At 60.9% G+C, this 15,839-nt stretch carries 15 protein-coding genes; 4 read left to right on the top strand and 11 right to left on the bottom strand.

Annotation, left to right across the window (positions count from 1 at the left end; genetic code table 11):
* Positions 1-30 precede the first annotated feature (30 nt).
* From CIW50_RS05520 to CIW50_RS05505, 4 genes are all read left to right on the top strand, one after another.
* On the top strand, positions 31-930 hold the full coding sequence (locus CIW50_RS05520; RefSeq protein WP_149530197.1) for an HNH endonuclease: 900 nt from the start codon (positions 31-33) through the stop codon (positions 928-930).
* Between the two features lie 60 nt (positions 931-990).
* Positions 991-2,226, top strand: a complete 1,236-nt coding sequence (locus tag CIW50_RS05515; RefSeq protein WP_149530196.1) for a lytic murein transglycosylase — start codon at positions 991-993, stop codon at positions 2,224-2,226.
* Positions 2,227-2,395: 169 nt separating this feature from the next.
* Positions 2,396-2,899 (top strand): DUF1993 domain-containing protein, encoded by a 504-nt coding sequence (locus tag CIW50_RS05510; protein WP_149530195.1) that lies wholly within the window; start codon positions 2,396-2,398, stop codon positions 2,897-2,899.
* 179 nt (positions 2,900-3,078) lie between these two features.
* Entirely contained in the window at positions 3,079-4,179 is a 1,101-nt protein-coding gene (locus tag CIW50_RS05505) for an alkene reductase (protein ID WP_149530194.1), read from the top strand.
* A 110-nt stretch (positions 4,180-4,289) separates the two neighbouring features.
* On the opposite strand, the gene CIW50_RS05500 is transcribed toward CIW50_RS05505, so the two are convergent.
* From CIW50_RS05500 to CIW50_RS05450, 11 genes are all read right to left on the bottom strand, one after another.
* Positions 4,290-6,035 (bottom strand): ABC transporter substrate-binding protein, encoded by a 1,746-nt coding sequence (locus CIW50_RS05500; RefSeq protein ID WP_172980238.1) that lies wholly within the window; start codon positions 6,033-6,035, stop codon positions 4,290-4,292.
* Between the two features lie 114 nt (positions 6,036-6,149).
* Positions 6,150-6,479 (bottom strand): DUF2160 domain-containing protein, encoded by a 330-nt coding sequence (locus tag CIW50_RS05495; RefSeq protein ID WP_149530192.1) that lies wholly within the window; start codon positions 6,477-6,479, stop codon positions 6,150-6,152.
* Between the two features lie 10 nt (positions 6,480-6,489).
* Positions 6,490-7,296: a carbohydrate ABC transporter permease gene (locus CIW50_RS05490; RefSeq protein WP_149530191.1), complete on the bottom strand. Its 807-nt coding sequence runs from the start codon at positions 7,294-7,296 to the stop codon at positions 6,490-6,492.
* Complete coding sequence (locus CIW50_RS05485; protein WP_149530190.1) at positions 7,296-8,198, bottom strand: carbohydrate ABC transporter permease; 903 nt, start codon at positions 8,196-8,198, stop codon at positions 7,296-7,298. The genes CIW50_RS05490 and CIW50_RS05485 overlap by 1 nt, the downstream gene beginning before the upstream one ends.
* Positions 8,198-9,283 (bottom strand): ABC transporter ATP-binding protein, encoded by a 1,086-nt coding sequence (locus CIW50_RS05480; protein WP_149530189.1) that lies wholly within the window; start codon positions 9,281-9,283, stop codon positions 8,198-8,200. The genes CIW50_RS05485 and CIW50_RS05480 overlap by 1 nt, the downstream gene beginning before the upstream one ends.
* Positions 9,284-9,285: 2 nt before the next feature.
* Positions 9,286-10,374, bottom strand: coding sequence for an ABC transporter ATP-binding protein (locus tag CIW50_RS05475; protein ID WP_149530188.1), 1,089 nt, complete (start codon positions 10,372-10,374; stop codon positions 9,286-9,288).
* Positions 10,371-11,915: a glycerol-3-phosphate dehydrogenase gene (gene glpD, locus CIW50_RS05470; protein ID WP_149530187.1), complete on the bottom strand. Its 1,545-nt coding sequence runs from the start codon at positions 11,913-11,915 to the stop codon at positions 10,371-10,373. The genes CIW50_RS05475 and glpD overlap by 4 nt, the downstream gene beginning before the upstream one ends.
* Before the next feature lie 139 nt (positions 11,916-12,054).
* On the bottom strand, positions 12,055-12,873 hold the full coding sequence (locus CIW50_RS05465) for a DeoR/GlpR family DNA-binding transcription regulator (RefSeq protein ID WP_349636736.1): 819 nt from the start codon (positions 12,871-12,873) through the stop codon (positions 12,055-12,057).
* A gap of 118 nt (positions 12,874-12,991) precedes the next feature.
* Entirely contained in the window at positions 12,992-13,189 is a 198-nt protein-coding gene (locus CIW50_RS05460; protein ID WP_149530185.1) for a hypothetical protein, read from the bottom strand.
* 87 nt (positions 13,190-13,276) lie between these two features.
* Positions 13,277-13,708 carry an acyl-CoA thioesterase gene (locus tag CIW50_RS05455; protein ID WP_149530184.1) on the bottom strand — a complete coding sequence of 144 codons (432 nt, stop codon included), beginning with the start codon at positions 13,706-13,708 and terminating at the stop codon, positions 13,277-13,279.
* A gap of 27 nt (positions 13,709-13,735) precedes the next feature.
* The gene (locus tag CIW50_RS05450; RefSeq protein ID WP_149530183.1) at positions 13,736-15,835 is read right to left on the bottom strand and encodes a 3-hydroxyacyl-CoA dehydrogenase NAD-binding domain-containing protein; all 2,100 of its coding nucleotides are present in this window, start codon (positions 15,833-15,835) and stop codon (positions 13,736-13,738) included.
* Positions 15,836-15,839: the final 4 nt, after the last annotated feature.

Genomic DNA, 15,839 nt, shown 5'->3' with positions numbered 1-15,839 from the left:
CACAGAGAAAAGCCATGCTATACAGACCGCATGGGATTTGGGGTCTTCATTCATCGTACGGATTCGATCTACGACGACAGCCCGGCTGAGCAGTATCAATTTCCCAGCCAGTATCTTAGTCGCGCGGAGAACTTCGTTGGCGATTGGATCGTTTATTATGAGCCACGTAAGGTCGAAGCGACGCGTGGTTACTTTGCCATTGCCAAAGTTCAGCAGATCATCCCCGATCCTTCAGCAGCGAGTATGTACCTCGCGTTAATCGAGCCATCGAGCTATCTCGAATTCGCGACCCCAGTTCCATTTTCCGATACTGACGGCGTCGTTGAACGCGGGGTCCTCAATGAACAGGGGCGGATTTCAGGACGAGCCCAGTCGGCAGTTCGTCCAATAAACCCTAGCGATTTCGAACGCATTATTACGCGCGGGCTAGATGAGACCGTTCAGATCCTGCCAAGAATTGGTGACATCGCGTCGCCTCCCCATCTCAATGAGGAGCAAGCCCCCTTCCAATTCGAAGAAACGCGAGATCGCCTGAGCTTCCTTACCTCAAGAACTGTGCGGGATCGGACTTTCCGCCGCGTTATCCTTGATGCTTACGACCGACGCTGCGCAGTAACCGGACTGAAGTTGATCAATGGTGGCGGTCGGGCAGAGGTCGATGCGGCTCATATCCGACCGGTCGAAGCGAATGGCCCAGATATCATCAACAACGGAATCGCTCTTTCGGGCACTGCTCACTGGATGTTTGATCGTGGGTTAATCAGCCTTTCGGACGATCTCGAAATCATGATTTCGCGCCACGTGAATGACTTTGAGAGCGTGCGCGCTCTTGTGAACAAGAACGGTCGTGCACTTCCACCTCAGCGAGCGTCTCAGCGCCCGCATCCACATTTCCTAAGTTGGCATCGCGATCATTGTTTTAAGCAATAGCCGTTGTAAGACGTGGATGCCCGGGTCAAGCCCGGGCATGACGTGAAGAGAGGTCTGCTCATGCTGCGAATATCGGTGTTGAAGCAAGTTGCGGCAGTCGTCGCGGTCTTGACTGCTACTACTCTCGCCTCCCCCGCCTCCGCCCAGCGCAGCGCGTCCTGCCATGGCGGCCAGAGCTTCGATCAATTCCTGGCCGGGCTGAAACAGCAGGCCGTCGCCGCCGGCGTGTCACCGCGCGCGATGGCGGAGGCTTCGCCCTACCTCGTTTACGACCAGGGCATCGTCAATCGCGACCGTGGCCAACGGGTGTTCGGGCAATTGTTCACGCAATTTTCCGGACGCATGGCGGCGGACTACCGGATGCAGAACGGGCAGTTGAAGATCAAGGCCAATGCTGCGGCCTTTGCACGCGCCGAGAAAGAGTATGGCGTGCCGCCGGCCGTGATCGCCGCGTTCTGGGCGCTGGAAAGCGACTTCGGCGTGCAGATGGGCAATCTGCAGACGCTGCGTTCGCTGGTGTCGCTGGCTTATGATTGTCGGCGCTCGAAGATGTTTCAGGACGAGACCATCGCCGCGCTCAAGATCATCGATCGTGGCGATCTGTCGCCGGCGGAGATGATCGGCTCATGGGCCGGCGAACTTGGCCAGACGCAATTTCTGCCGACACACTACTTCAACTATGCCGTGGACTATGACGGCGATGGCCATCGCAATTTGCTGCGTAGCCCTGCCGACGTGATCGGCTCGACTGCGCATTACATTTCCACCGGCCTGAAATGGCGGCGCGGCGAACCGTGGCTGCAGGAGGTCCGCGTTTCCGACAGCGTTCCCTGGGATCAGGCCGATCTCACCATTCAACTGCCACGCGCCAAATGGGCGTCATTCGGCGTCAGCTATCCCGACGGGCGCCCCCTGCCGAACGACAGCATGCCGGCCTCGCTGCTGCTGCCGATGGGCCGCCACGGCCCAGCTTTCCTCGCATATGCGAATTTCGCCGCCTATACCGAATGGAATAACTCGCTGATCTATTCGACCACCGCGGCCTATCTCGCGACGCGCATCGCCGGCGCATCGAAGATGCGGCAGCCCTCCGCCCCTGTCGCGCAGTTGTCACATCCTGAATTGCGCGAACTGCAGCAATTGCTGGCCAAGCGCGGCTTCAATGTCGGCAAGATCGACGGCATTCTCGGACAGCAGAGCCGCACCGCCGTCAAGGCGATGCAAGTCAAGTTCGGCCTGCCGGCGGACTCGTGGCCGACGGCCGAATTGCTTGCCGCATTGAAATCCGGGCGCTAGGTCCGATCCGAGAAACGGTATCCACGTCTCGGGATCACGCTCGAAATTTCTTCTCTTTTGTGAGGCCGGGGCGGTTGAATTCGGCTGGCCGCGCCCCAAGTCCATGCAGCAGCATCTTTCTGATCGCCCGCCGCTGCACGCCTCGAAACGCCTCACAAAAGAGCATCCCATGTCATTTTACGATTCCGCCGTGCCTGCCTATTTGCAGATGCTCAGCAGCCTCTCGGCTATTCTCGACAAGGCCGAAGCCCACGTCGCGGCGAAGAAGATCGAGCCGGAGGCACTGCTCGGCGCGCGGCTCTATCCGGATATGCTGCCGCTCTCTCGCCAGGTTCAGGTCGCCTGCGACCAGGCGATGCGCGGCTGTGCCCGGCTCACCCAGAACGAGCCGCAGTCGGTGCCAGACACCGAGAAAACCTTCGGTGAATTGAAGCAGCGGCTGGCCAAAGCGATCGACTATGTGAAAGGCTTTACGCCCACGCAATTCGAAGGCGCCGACGCACGTGAGGTCACGTTTCCGATCGGGGGCGGCAAGACCACGACCATGACGGGCCAGCAATATCTGAGCAGCTTCTCGCTGCCGAACTTCTACTTCCACATCGCCATCGCCCACGGCATCCTGAGGCATAGCGGCGTCGAAATCGGCAAGCGCGACTTCCTCGGCGCGCAGTAAGCCGGACCATCATCAAAGGATATTCGACTACTGGCCGGCCGATAGGGAGATCATGATCATTCAATCCGTCGTCGCCACGATCGCTTTATCCTGAACCAACGACATGCAGCGCAGCGATATTGCCAATGCGCTGCATGATGCCCAACTCGATTTCACCTTTCATCGCTGGATCATTCAACATGAGCACGTCCAAACTCTTCGAATCCTACAAACTTGGTAAGAACACGCTGACCAATCGCACAGTGATGGCGCCGCTGACGCGCAATCGCGCATTGCCGGGCAACGTACCGAATCCGCTGGCGGTCGAGTATTATAGCCAGCGTGCCAGCGCCGGCCTTCTGGTGACCGAAGGCACACCCGTGTCGCAGCAGGGCCAGGGCTACCAGGACGTCCCGGGCATCTACACCAAGGAGCAGATCGCCGGCTGGAAGAAGGTGACCGAGGCCGTGCATGCCAAGGGCGGTCACATCTATATGCAAATCTGGCACGTCGGCCGCATCTCGCATGTCAGCCTGCAGCCGAATGGCGGTGCGCCGGTGGCCCCTTCGGCGATCCGCGCCAACACCAAGACCTTCGTCAACAACACCTTCACCGACGTCTCGGAGCCCCGCGCGCTGGAGCTGGGTGAAATTCAAGGCGTCATCGACAGTTTCGCACGCGGCGCTGCCAATGCAGTCGAGGCCGGTTTCGACGGCGTGGAGATCCATGGCGCCAACGGTTATCTGCTTGAGCAATTCGCGCGTGACAGCACCAACAAGCGCACCGACGCCTATGGCGGTTCGCTGGAGAACCGCGCCAAACTGATGCTGGAAGTGGCCGCGGCAGTTGCCAAGGAGATCGGCGGCGACAGAACCGGCATCCGCATCTCGCCGGTGACACCGGCCAACGATGCTGCCGCCGACACGCAGGCGCAAAAGCTGTTCGACTACATCACCGACGGGCTCAGTGCTGAGAAGCTGGTCTATCTGCATGTCGTCGAGGGCGCGACCGGCGGCCCGCGTGACAACGCCCCGTTCGATTACGCCAGCCTGCGCAAGCGCTTCAGCGGAACGTATATCGCTAATAACGGCTTCGACCTCGCACTCGCCAACAAGGTTCTCGAAGCGAACGCGGCTGACCTGATCGCCTTCGGCAAGCCGTTCATCTCGAACCCGGATCTGGTGGAGCGCCTGAAGACCGGTGCACCGTTGAACGAGGCCGACAAGGCGACATTCTATGGCGGTGGCGCCAAGGGCTACACGGATTATCCCGTGCTGGGCGCGAAGCAGGCGGCGGAGTAAGCACGTCATTCTGGGGCGCGCACGCCTCTTTGCGGGCACGACCCCGGAATGACAACAAGAGAAAAGGCCGGGATCGCTCCCGGCCTTTTTGTTTGTTCAGGAAGTTCGCCTCAGTTCGCCGACGCGCGCTTCTGCGGCGGGGTCGCGGGCCACGACTTGATCAGCGTGTCGTAGTCCACCGTCTCGCCCTTCGGCTTCTCGTTGGCCAGCTTGCGCTGGGGCGCGATGTTGCCGTCCTTCGCCGACTTCGCGTACCAGAACTCGGCGGTTTCCTTCTTGTTCAGCTTCGGTCCGCATTCGCCCTGAACCTTGGATCGTTCAAGACGCTCAAGCACCGAGTCCTGCGCCGCGGCCAGCGAGTCCATCGCCTGCTGCGGAGTCTTCGCACCGGACGACGCGTCGCCGATGTTCTGCCACCACAATTGCGCCAGCTTCGGATAATCCGGGATGTTGTTGCCGGTCGGCGACCATTGCACGCGGGCCGGCGAGCGATAGAACTCGACCAGACCGCCGAGCTTCGGCGCACGTTCGGTGAACGACTTGTCCCAGATGTCGCTCTCACGGATGAAGGTGAGACCGACATGGCTCTTCTTCAGCGACACCGTCTTCGAGGTGATGAACTGCAGATACAGCCACGCTGCCTTGCGGCGATCCGGCGGAGTCGATTTGAGCAGCGTGCCCGAACCAACGTCCTGATAGCCGAGCTTCATGCCTTCCTTCCAGTACGAGCCATGCGGCGACGGAGCCATGCGCCACTTCGGCGTTCCGTCGGCATTCATGACCGCGAGACCCGGCTTCACCATGTCGGCGGTGAAAGCGGTGTACCAGAACATTTGTTGGGCGATATTGCCCTGTGCCGGCACCGGACCCGACTCCGAGAAGGTCATGCCTTGCGCCTGCGGCGGGGCATATTTCTTCATCCAGTCGAGATATTTCGCGATTGAATACACGGCGGCCGGACCGTTGGTATCGCCACCGCGCTCGATGGAGGAACCAACCGGACGGCAGCCTTCCATGCGGATGCCCCATTCATCGACGGGCAGACCGTTCGGAAGACCCTTGTCGCCGTTGCCGGCCATCGACAGCCAGGCGTCGGTGAAACGCCAGCCGAGCGACGGATCCTTCTTGCCGTAGTCCATGTGGCCATAGACCTTGACGCCATCGATCGTCTTGATGTCGTTGGTGAAGAACTCGGCGATATCTTCATAAGCCGACCAGTTCACGGGAACACCGAGATCGTAGCCATACTTGGCCTTGAATTTTGCCTTGTAGTCGGGATTGGTGAACCAGTCGTACCGGAACCAGTAAAGGTTGGCGAATTGCTGATCGGGTAGTTGATACAGCTTCTTGTCGGGCGCGGTGGTGAAAGGCGTGCCGATGAAGTCCTTGAGGTCGAGGGTCGGGCTTGTGACGTCCTTGCCTTCGCCGGTCATGTAATCCGTCAGCGCGATGGTCTGGCCGTAGCGGAAATGCGTGCCGATCAGATCGCTATCGTTGATCCAGCCGTCATAGACATTCTTGCCGGACTGCATCTGGGTCTGCAGCTTCTCGACCACGTCACCTTCCTGAATGATATCGTGCTTCAGCTTGATGCCGGTGATCTCGCTAAACGCCTTGGCCAGCGTCTTCGCTTCGTATTCGTGGGTAGTGATGGTTTCGGAGACGACATTGATCTCCATGCCTTTGAAGGGCTGCGCGGCCTTTTCATACCACTGCAGTTCCTTCAGCTGCTCTTCCTTCGACAGCGTCGATGGCTGGAACTCGCTGTCGATCCACTTCTTTGCGGTCGCATCGTCGGCGCGCGCCGGTGCGGCGAGCGTCACGGTCGCGACGATCAGCGCAGCGGCGCTGGTCATCATGACCTGGCGTGTCGGCCCACGACGGACCTGTGATATCAGTTGTCTCATAACGTCCTCCCTCGTTCATGTTTTCAGCCCCGGATTGATCCCGGACCTGACCTTCCTCACTCGTCAGACGGTGCGAAAAATCGCCACGGCTGATATCAGCGAAATCACTGTCGCGAACCACAGGTTCGAGATCTCAAGCCCTTCCTCACCGATCGGCAGCGTCGCGATCGGATCCGAGCCGACGAAGCCAATCCACAACAGGTGGATGACGGCAGCCGCGATCAGCGACAGGAACAGCCGGTCGCCGCGCGTTGTGGGAATGCGCAGGATGCCGACGCGCTCGGCCTCGGGATAGACGACCGCGAGCCATGTCATCGTGCCCAGCGTGATCGCCAGCAGCGCAAAGAAGATCGCGGTCGGCGGCGTCCAGGCCATCCATGCGATGTTTTCCATGATGACCTCCCTAGACTCTGCCGAGCGCGAAGCCGCGCGCGATGTAATTGCGGACGAACCAGATAACAAGCGCACCGGGGATGATGGTCAGCACGCCGGCTGCAGCGAGCAGACCCCAATCCATGCCTGAGGCCGACACCGTGCGCGTCATGACAGCCGAGATCGGCTTGGCGTTCACCGAGGTCAGCGTGCGCGCGAGCAGCAGTTCGACCCAGGAGAACATGAAACAGAAGAACGCGGCGACGCCGATGCCCGACGCGATCAGCGGCACGAGGATCTTGATAAAGAATTTCGGGAACGAATAGCCGTCCAGAAACGCGGTCTCATCGATCTCGCGCGGCACGCCGGACACGAAGCCTTCAAGAATCCACACGGCGAGCGGAACGTTGAACAGGCAATGCGCCAGCGCCACTGCCCAAGGCGTATCGAACAGGCCGATGGCCGAATAGAGATTGAAGAACGGCAATGCGAACACCGCTGGCGGGGCCATCCGGTTCGACAGCAGCCAGAAGAACAGGTGCTTGTCGCCGAGGAAGCGATAGCGCGAGAACGCATAGGCCGCGGGCAGCGCGAAGGAGATCGACAGGATGGTGTTGATGATGACGTATTTCAGCGAGTTGATGTAACCGGAATACCAGCTCTCATCGGTGAAGATGCGCGTGTAATTGGCCAGCGTCGGCGCATGCGGCCACAGCGTCATCGTCGAGACGATCTCGCCATTGGTCTTGAAGCTCATATTCACGAGCCAGTAGATCGGCAGCAACAGGAAGATCAGGAACAACAACAGGATAATGCGGCGTCCAGGGATCGTATGCATCAGACCGCTCCCTCGCGTTTGGTGTGATCGACGCCGACATTCGTCATCACCGTGTAGAATATCCAGCACACGATCAGCACGATGATGTTGTAGACCAGCGACAGCGCCGCGGCCTTGCCGAGATCGAACTGGCCGAGCGCGATCTTGACGAGCTCGATGGAGACGAAGGTGGTCGAATTTCCGGGGCCGCCGCCGGTGACCACGAAAGGCTCGGTATAGATCATGAAGCTGTCCATGAAGCGCAGCAACACGCCGATCAAGAGCACGCGGTTAAGCTTCGGCAGCTGGATCGCACGAAACACCGCCCAGCGTGATGCACCGTCGATCTGTGCCGCCTGATAATAGGCATCGGGGATCGACTTCAGGCCGGCGTAACACAGCAGCGCAACGAGGCTGGTCCAGTGCCAGACATCCATCACGATGACGGTGGCCCAGGCATCGAATTCGTTCGACACGTAATTGTAGTCGATACCCATATGATTGAGCGTGTAGCCGAGCAGACCGATGTCAGGGCGCCCGAATATCTGCCAGATTGTGCCGACTACGTTCCATGGAATCAGTAGCGGCAGCGCGAGGATCACCAGACACGCGGCGACACGCCAGCCGTCACGCGGCATCGACAGCGCGACCAGAATACCGAGCGGCACTTCGATGGCCAGGATGATCGCGGAGAAAGCGAGATTGCGCGCCAGCGAGGCGTAAAAGCGCCCGCCGAGATCACTGGAGGGATCGAGCAATTCCTTGAACCAGCCGACGCCGTTCCAGAAGAACTGGTTGTTGCCGAAGGTGTCCTGCACCGAATAGTTCACCACCGTCATCAGCGGCAGCACCGCAGAGAATGCCACGATGAGAAACACCGGCAGAACGAGGAACCAGGCCTTTTGGTTGACGGTCTTGTCCATCATGCGGTCCCTTCAACGAGACGGCTGTCGGCGTAAACGTGCACCCGGCCGGGATCGAACACCAGCCCGACCTCGCTGCCGACGATAGAAAATCCCTGCGGCACGCGCGCGGCGAATTTGACCCCGCCGATGCGAACGCGCGCGAAGCTAATGCGGCCGAGATCGTCAACGCGCTCGACCTGCGCCTGCAGCAAGCCCGGCGCGGGCGTTGCAACATGGACGAATTCGGGGCGAATGCCGATTTCGATCGTCGCGTCTGCGGACATCCTGTCGTAGCTGCGCTGGAGCGCGATGACATGACCGCCAATACGCGCCTCGCGGCCACTGACTTCGGCGGGAACGATATTCATCCCAGGCGAGCCGATAAAGTAGCCGACGAATGTATGCGCCGGCTTGTCGAATAGCTCCTGCGGCGTGCCTGATTGTACGACGCGACCGTCATGCATCACCACCACCGTATCGGCGAAGGTCAATGCCTCGGTCTGATCGTGAGTCACGTAGATCATGGTTAGATCCAGCGCGCGGTGCAGCGCCTTGAGCTTGGAGCGCAGCTCCCATTTCAGGGCGGGGTCGATCACCGTCAGGGGTTCGTCGAACAACACAGCGGCAACATCGGAGCGCACCAGGCCGCGGCCGAGCGAGATCTTTTGCTTGGCATCCGGCGTCAGCCGTGTCGCCTTGCGACCGAGGTAAGGCGTGAGGTCCAGCAGCTCGCTGATCTCGGCGACGCGCGCATCGATCTGCGCCTTCGGTACGCCACGATTCTTCAGCGGGAATGCGAGATTTTCGCCGACCGTCATGGTGTCGTAGATCACCGGAAACTGGAACACCTGCGCGATGTTGCGCTTTTGTGTTGACAGCGGCGTGATGTCCTTGCCGTCGAACAGGATCTGGCCACGCGTCGGGGTGACGATGCCCGAAATAAGATTGAGCAGCGTGGTCTTGCCACAGCCGGATGGGCCGAGCAACGCGTAGGCCCCGCCCTGGCGCCAGGTCATGGAGATCGGCTTCAGTGCAAACGATTCCGGATCGGCATCGTTGCCGCTATAGGACTGCGCGAGATCGACGAGATCGATGCGGGCCATGTTTACGCTCCCTGCGTCATGTTGGGAGCGGCGACCAGACGATCGCTGCCATCGAAGACAAACAGATTGGCGGGATCGAGCACAGCGTCGAGCATGTGGCCGGGCTGGAATTCATGAACGCCCTGCAGCACCGCGACCCAGTTCGATGCACCGCGCTTCAGATGGACGAAGCTTTCCGATCCGGTGATTTCGGTGACGGTCACTTCGGCCGAAAACGCATGCCGTCCAGCGAGACCGCTAGCGACTTCGAGCTGATGCGCGCGGAAGCCGACGCGGTAGCTGCCGTCGGCCAAATCTCCATAGAGCCCGCTGGCGGGCGCCGTCGCGCCACCGGCATAATGCACGTTGCCGTTCCTCTTCTCGATCGCAACGAGATTAAGCGGCGGATCGGAGAACACTTCGGCGGCCTTGAGAGTCTCGGGATGGCGATAGACTTTGGAGGTCTGGCCGACCTGCAGGACCTGGCCTTCCCACAGACACACGGTGCTGCCGCCCAATAAAAGCGCTTCAGAGGGCTCCGTCGTCGCATAGACGAAGATCGCGCCGGAGGCCTCGAATATCTTGGGCAGTTCGGTGCGCAGCTCTTCGCGCAGTTTGTAATCAAGATTCGCCAGCGGCTCGTCGAGCAGCACCAAGTCGGCACCCTTGACCAGCGCGCGCGCGATCGCTGTGCGCTGCTGCTGGCCACCGGAGAGCTGCAGTGGCGTGCGCTTCAGATAGGGCTCTAGCTTGAGCAGGGCCGCGGCCCCGCGCACGCGCGTCTCGATCTCTGCTTTCGGCTTGCCCTGCACGCGCAGCGGCGAAGCGATGTTCTCATAGACCGTCAGCGACGGGTAATTGATGAACTGCTGATAGACCATCGCCACCGAACGCTTGCGGATATCGACGCCGGTGACGTCCTTGCCATCGACCAGCACACGGCCCTGGACCGGCTTGTCGAGCCCGGCCAGCAACCGCATGATCGAGGTCTTGCCGGCTAGCGTTGGCCCGAGCAGCACGTTGAGGGTGCCGCGTTCCAGCGTCAGCGACACGTCACGGATCGTCGTGACGCCATCCACCATCTGCGAGACGTGATCGAGCGCAACGCTCATGATCGCGCTCCCGCTTCACGCATCGGATTTACAGGCTGGGTGCGATTGACCTGCAGCCACTGATCGAGCGACGCGATCTCATCCTTCGACAAGCGCAAGCCGAGTTTCGAGCGACGCCAAACGATATCCTCGGCACTGACGGCCCATTCATGGGCCATGAGATAGCGTACTTCCCGCTCGGTGAGCGTTGCACCAAAGGCCTGACCGAGATCGACCGAGGACTTTGCAGTGCCCAGCATCTTCGCCGCGCGCGTGCCATAGGCATGCGCCAGGCGGTTGGCATGGGCCGGCGTCAGGAACGGATAGTCGCGCAACAGCTCTGCGATGAGCGCGTCGACGGCAGAGACGTCGAAATCGCCACCGGGCAGCGTGGCGTGGGCCGTCCAGCCCTCCTTCGCTTTGCTGCCCTTCAGATACGGCGCAAGCTTCTGCAAGGCTTCTTCGGCAAGGCGGCGATAAGTCGTGATCTTGCCGCCATAGATCGACAGCAACGGCAAGCCTCCGGGCAGATCGAGTTCGAACACATAATCGCGCGTCGCCGCCTTGGCCTCATTGGCGCCGTCATCATAGAGCGGACGCACGCCGGAATAGGTCCACACCACGTCTTCGGCCAGCACGGGCCTTGCGAGATATTCGCTGACCGATTTGCAGAGATAGTTGATTTCGTCGGCAGAGATTTTCACATCGGCAGGATCGCCGTGATAATCGATATCGGTGGTGCCGATCAAGGTGAAATCGTCCTGATAGGGAATAGCGAACACGATACGGCCATCGGCATTCTGGAAGATGTAGGCACGGTCGTGGTTGTAGAGTTTCGGCACCACGATATGCGAGCCCTGCACAAGGCGGACTTTCGCCTTCGCATTGACGCCGGCACCGACCGCCAAAACATTCTCGACCCACGGGCCGCCGGCATTGACCAGCGTGCGCGCGCTGACGGTCGAACGCTCCCCGGTCGACGTGTCCTGCACCGTAACCTGCCACAGGCCATCGGCCTGTCGAATCTCGGTCGCACGGGCGCGCGTGCGGATCACCGCGCCACGGTCGGCGGCATCACGCGCCGTCAGCACCACGAGGCGCGCGTCGTCGACGAAACAATCGGAATATTCGAAACCGCGCGTGAAGCGCCCGGGCGCCAGTGGCTTGCCGGTCTCGTCCGTCGTGAGATTGAGCGTCCGCGTCGCCGGGAGAAGTTTTCGGCCGCCGATATAATCGTAAAGGAAAAGGCCGAGCCGCAGCAGCCAGGCGGGACGCAGACCCGCGTGATGCGGCAACACGAAGCGCAGCGGGCGGATGATGTGCGGCGCGATCTGCCAGAGGATTTCGCGCTCGAGCAGCGCGTGGCGGACCAGTTTGAAGTCGTAATATTCGAGGTAGCGCAACCCGCCATGGATCAGCTTGGTCGACCACGATGACGTGCCGCTGGCCAGATCGTTCATCTCGCAAAGGAACACGGAATTGCCGCGGCCGACGGCGTCGCGGGCGATGCCGCAGCCGTTCACACCGCCACCAATGATTGCGAGGTCGTAGATCTGACCCACCCCGTCTCCCCTCCTGCGCCAGTTGTCTGGCGCCTTCCTTCGGACGCGCCATCTTCGCTTTCAGCGATTTGGCTTTCGTTTTCGATTAAACCACAACCTAAAGCGAAAGCAACCGGCGTTTTTGGGGTCTGAACAGGCTCTAAAGCGGGGTCGGCTCGGGTTCCGGGTCGTCAGAATCATCCGCTGACCCCGGCAAGGCAGCGATGACCTGGACGCCCCGGCTCCGGCAGATCTCCTGCAGTGACGGCGGCAGCGGCACATCGGTGACGAAGGTCTGGATCTGGCTAATATGGGCAATGCGGACAGCCGCCGACCGCCGCAGCTTGGTCGAGTCGCAGACCAGCATGACGCTGCGGGCATTGGCGATGATCGCCTGCGCCGCCTGCACCTCGCGATAGTCGAAGTCGAGCAGCGCGCCCTCCTCGTCGATCGCCGAGGCGCCGATGATGGCGTAATCGACCTTGAATTGACCGATCAGCTTGATCGCCGTGGAGCCTATCACGGCGCCATCGGACCGGCGCACGGTGCCGCCAGCGACGATCACCTCGATATGCGGATGCCGGTACAGCATCATCGCGACATTGAGGTTGTTGGTGATGACCAGCAGGTTTTCGTGATTGGTCAGCGCACTCGCGACTTCTTCCGTCGTGGTGCCGATATTGATGAACAGCGACGAGCCATTGGGAATCTGTGCGGCGGCGGCGACGCCGATCGCCTTCTTCTCTTCGGCGGCCACGAATCGCCGCGCTTCATAAGCAAGGTTTTCCACGCCGGAGGCGACGATGGCGCCGCCGTGAATGCGCGTGAGCAGGCGCTGGTCGCAGAGATCGTTGAGATCCTTGCGGATGGTCTGCGCGGACACCTCGAAACGGCGCACGAGGTCGTCGACCATTACGCGCCCGAAGGCACGCGCATGATTCAGAATTTCGGATTGGCGATGGGTCAGGCCAGCAGTCACAACGGCACCTCGGAGCGAACAGTTCCATGGTGCGGGTGTTGGCGGCGATGGTCAACGCATCAGCGCTGACGCGCGGCCATGCGATTTCGCCGCCGTGATGTCTTCAGGGCGTCGCCGTTTAAGGCGTCACTGCCGTCTGACTGCCCTGTGCTGCGAACTGGAAAGCAGCGCGTTCAGCTTCGCGAGCATTGCGAAACAGCTGGCCTTCCATCGGGTTGAAACGGTGAGACGCGGCGAAGAACCTGTACCCACCGGGATCGCGAACGACGATGCCGGCAGCCTGCGATGAGACTTCGATGATGTAAGTGTCTGACATGGCGGCCCCCTACGCGATAGGCGATGCATATTCCGGGCCACCAACCTGGAAGGGGGTATTTCGTTCCCGTCGTCAGTCTGGAATCGTTCAGGTCGCGATCGTCGCGTCCGGGCGTGTGATCGGTTGGGGCCGGCCGGCCTCGTCGATGGACACGAAGGTAAAATTGCCATCGGTGACCAGGATCGGGGCGCTTTCGTTGCGACGAAGCACCCAGGCCTCTATATGCACGGTAAGTGACGTACGGCCCATCCGCACCAGTTCCGCATGCACGGACACGACGTCACCGACATGAACGGCCTTGCGGAAGGTCATCGCCTCAATGGCAACGGTGACCGTGCGCGTCTTGGCCACTTTGGCGGCAAAGATGCCGCCGCCGAGATCCATCTGACTGAGCAGCCAGCCGCCAAAAATATCGCCATTGGCATTGGTATCGGCCGGCATCGCCACCGTGCGGATGGTGAGATCGCCAGTCGGTTCCGCATCCAGCCCCGTCACTGGCTGCATCTTTGATTCAGTCATGAGCAAGGCCTGCCGCAAATTGAGTCATTACTTAAAAGTTTCCCAGCCGGCATCCGGCGCGAAGCGATCGCCGAACCTGGCGGCCAGCGTGCGCAGCGTGGCGGTGATATTCTCGGTTCCGCGCGTCCGCGCATAGTTCAGCGGGCCGCCGCGAAACGGAGCATAGCCGGTGCCGAAGATCATTGCGCCATCGACCACATCGGGATTGTCGACGATGCCTTCGCGCAGACACGCAACACAGACGTTGGACATCGGAAGCACCAGCCGATCGATCATCTCCTGCGTCGGCCGCGCTGTGGCGACCGCGCTGGAACTCTTCTCGGCCTTGCCGTCGCGCCACGTATAGAAGCCCTTGCCAGTCTTCTTTCCGAGCTCGCCCTTGTTGACCTTCTCGCGGAGCCAGGCAGGTGTCGGCGGCAGCAGGTCGCCGAACTTGGAGCGCAGCATGTCGCCGACGGCAAGGCAGATATCAAGCCCTACCTGATCGGCCAGCTCGATCGGTCCCATCGGCATGCCGAACTGTTCGGCCGCGGCATCGATGGTCTCCTTGTCGACCTTCTCCTCCATCAGCATCATCGCCTCGAGCATGTAAGGCGTCAGCGCGCGGTTGACGAGAAAGCCCGGCGAGCTCTTTACCGGCAACGGCAGGCGATCAATGGCGCCGACAAAGGCTGTTGCCTTCCTCAGCATCTCCGCATCGACACCGTCATGGCTGACGACCTCGACCAGTTGCAAACGCGACACTGGATTGAAGAAATGCAGGCCAAGCAACCGCTCCGGCCGCGCCAGTGTGCTGCGTAGATCCTGCAGTGGAATGCTCGACGTGTTGGTGGCGAGGATCGCATCCGGCTTCATGCGCGGTTCCAACCCCGCATAAACCTTCTGCTTCAGTTCCAGTTTTTCAGACACCGCCTCGATGATGAGATCCGCATTGCGCACGCCCTCGCCGTCCATGTCGGGGATCAAGCGATCCAGGGCATCGCGTACATCGGTGCGCTTGCGGATAATCTTACCGAACAGATCGGTGGCGCGTTTGATGGCGCCGGCGATCGGTTCTGGCTTCATATCGGCCAGCGTGACCCGCAGGCCCTGATTGGCACACCACGCCGCGATATCGCCGCCCATGGCACCGGCACCGATGACGTGGACATGTTTGATGTCCCCGTTACCGTCGCCCGCGAGTTTCTTCATCTGCTCGCGCAGGAAGAACACCCGGATCAGGTTCTGCGCCGTCGGCGTCACCATCAAGCGGGCAAAGGACGCCTTCTCGGCAGTCAGCATCGCGGCACGATCGCCGCCATGCTTCTCCCAAAGATCAATCAGCGCATAGGGCGCGGGATAATGCTCACGCGGCGCGGCTTTCGACGCTTCCGCCACCATGCGCGAGGCGAGAATGCCGCGCACCGGCGAGAAGTTCATGATCGGGATCAGCGCGCTCGGCCTGGCGCACTTGAGCTTGCCGAAAACCGCATCGCGCACGGCGTTGCGGACATGGCACTCCTCGGTCACCGCATCGACGAGACCGATCGCCTTCGCCTTGCGTGCGTCGATGGTCTTACCGGTCAGCATCATCGGCATCGCCTGCATCGGATTCACCAGATGCGTGAAACGCGCGGTACCGCCAAGGCCGGGATGCAGACCAAGCATGACTTCCGGAAAACCGAAGCGCGCGCCATCGATTGCGATACGCATCTGGCAGGCCAGCGCGACTTCGAGACCGCCGCCCAGGCAGAAGCCATGAATGACGGCCACCGTCGGAATCTTCAGCGCCTCGAAACGATCGATCACCGCATGAGCGCGGCTGATCTGCGTTTCGACTTCCAATGGGTCGCTGGCGCCGCGAAATTCATTGACGTCGGCGCCGGCTATAAAGCCGGAAGTCTTGGCCGAACGAACCACGATGCCGGTCGGGCGCTGGGCTTCCAGCGCGTTCAGCACTTGATCGAATTCTTCCAGCACCACAGCCGACAGCGTATTGGCGCTGGCATCGGCGCGATCGAACAGCAGCCACGCCACGCCATCGGCATCGCGCGTCAGCTTGAAGTGGCGATAGGCACCGCTGTCATCAGGCTTGGGGCCTAGTTCGAGCACGCGATCCCCGAGAACGTCCATGATCTTGCTGTCCATGACG

This window comes from Tardiphaga sp. P9-11, assembly GCF_008329525.1.
Lineage (GTDB): Bacteria > Pseudomonadota > Alphaproteobacteria > Rhizobiales > Xanthobacteraceae > Tardiphaga.
Note: the sequence above shows the minus strand (reverse complement) of the source record. Positions and strands in the feature narration are given on the sequence as shown.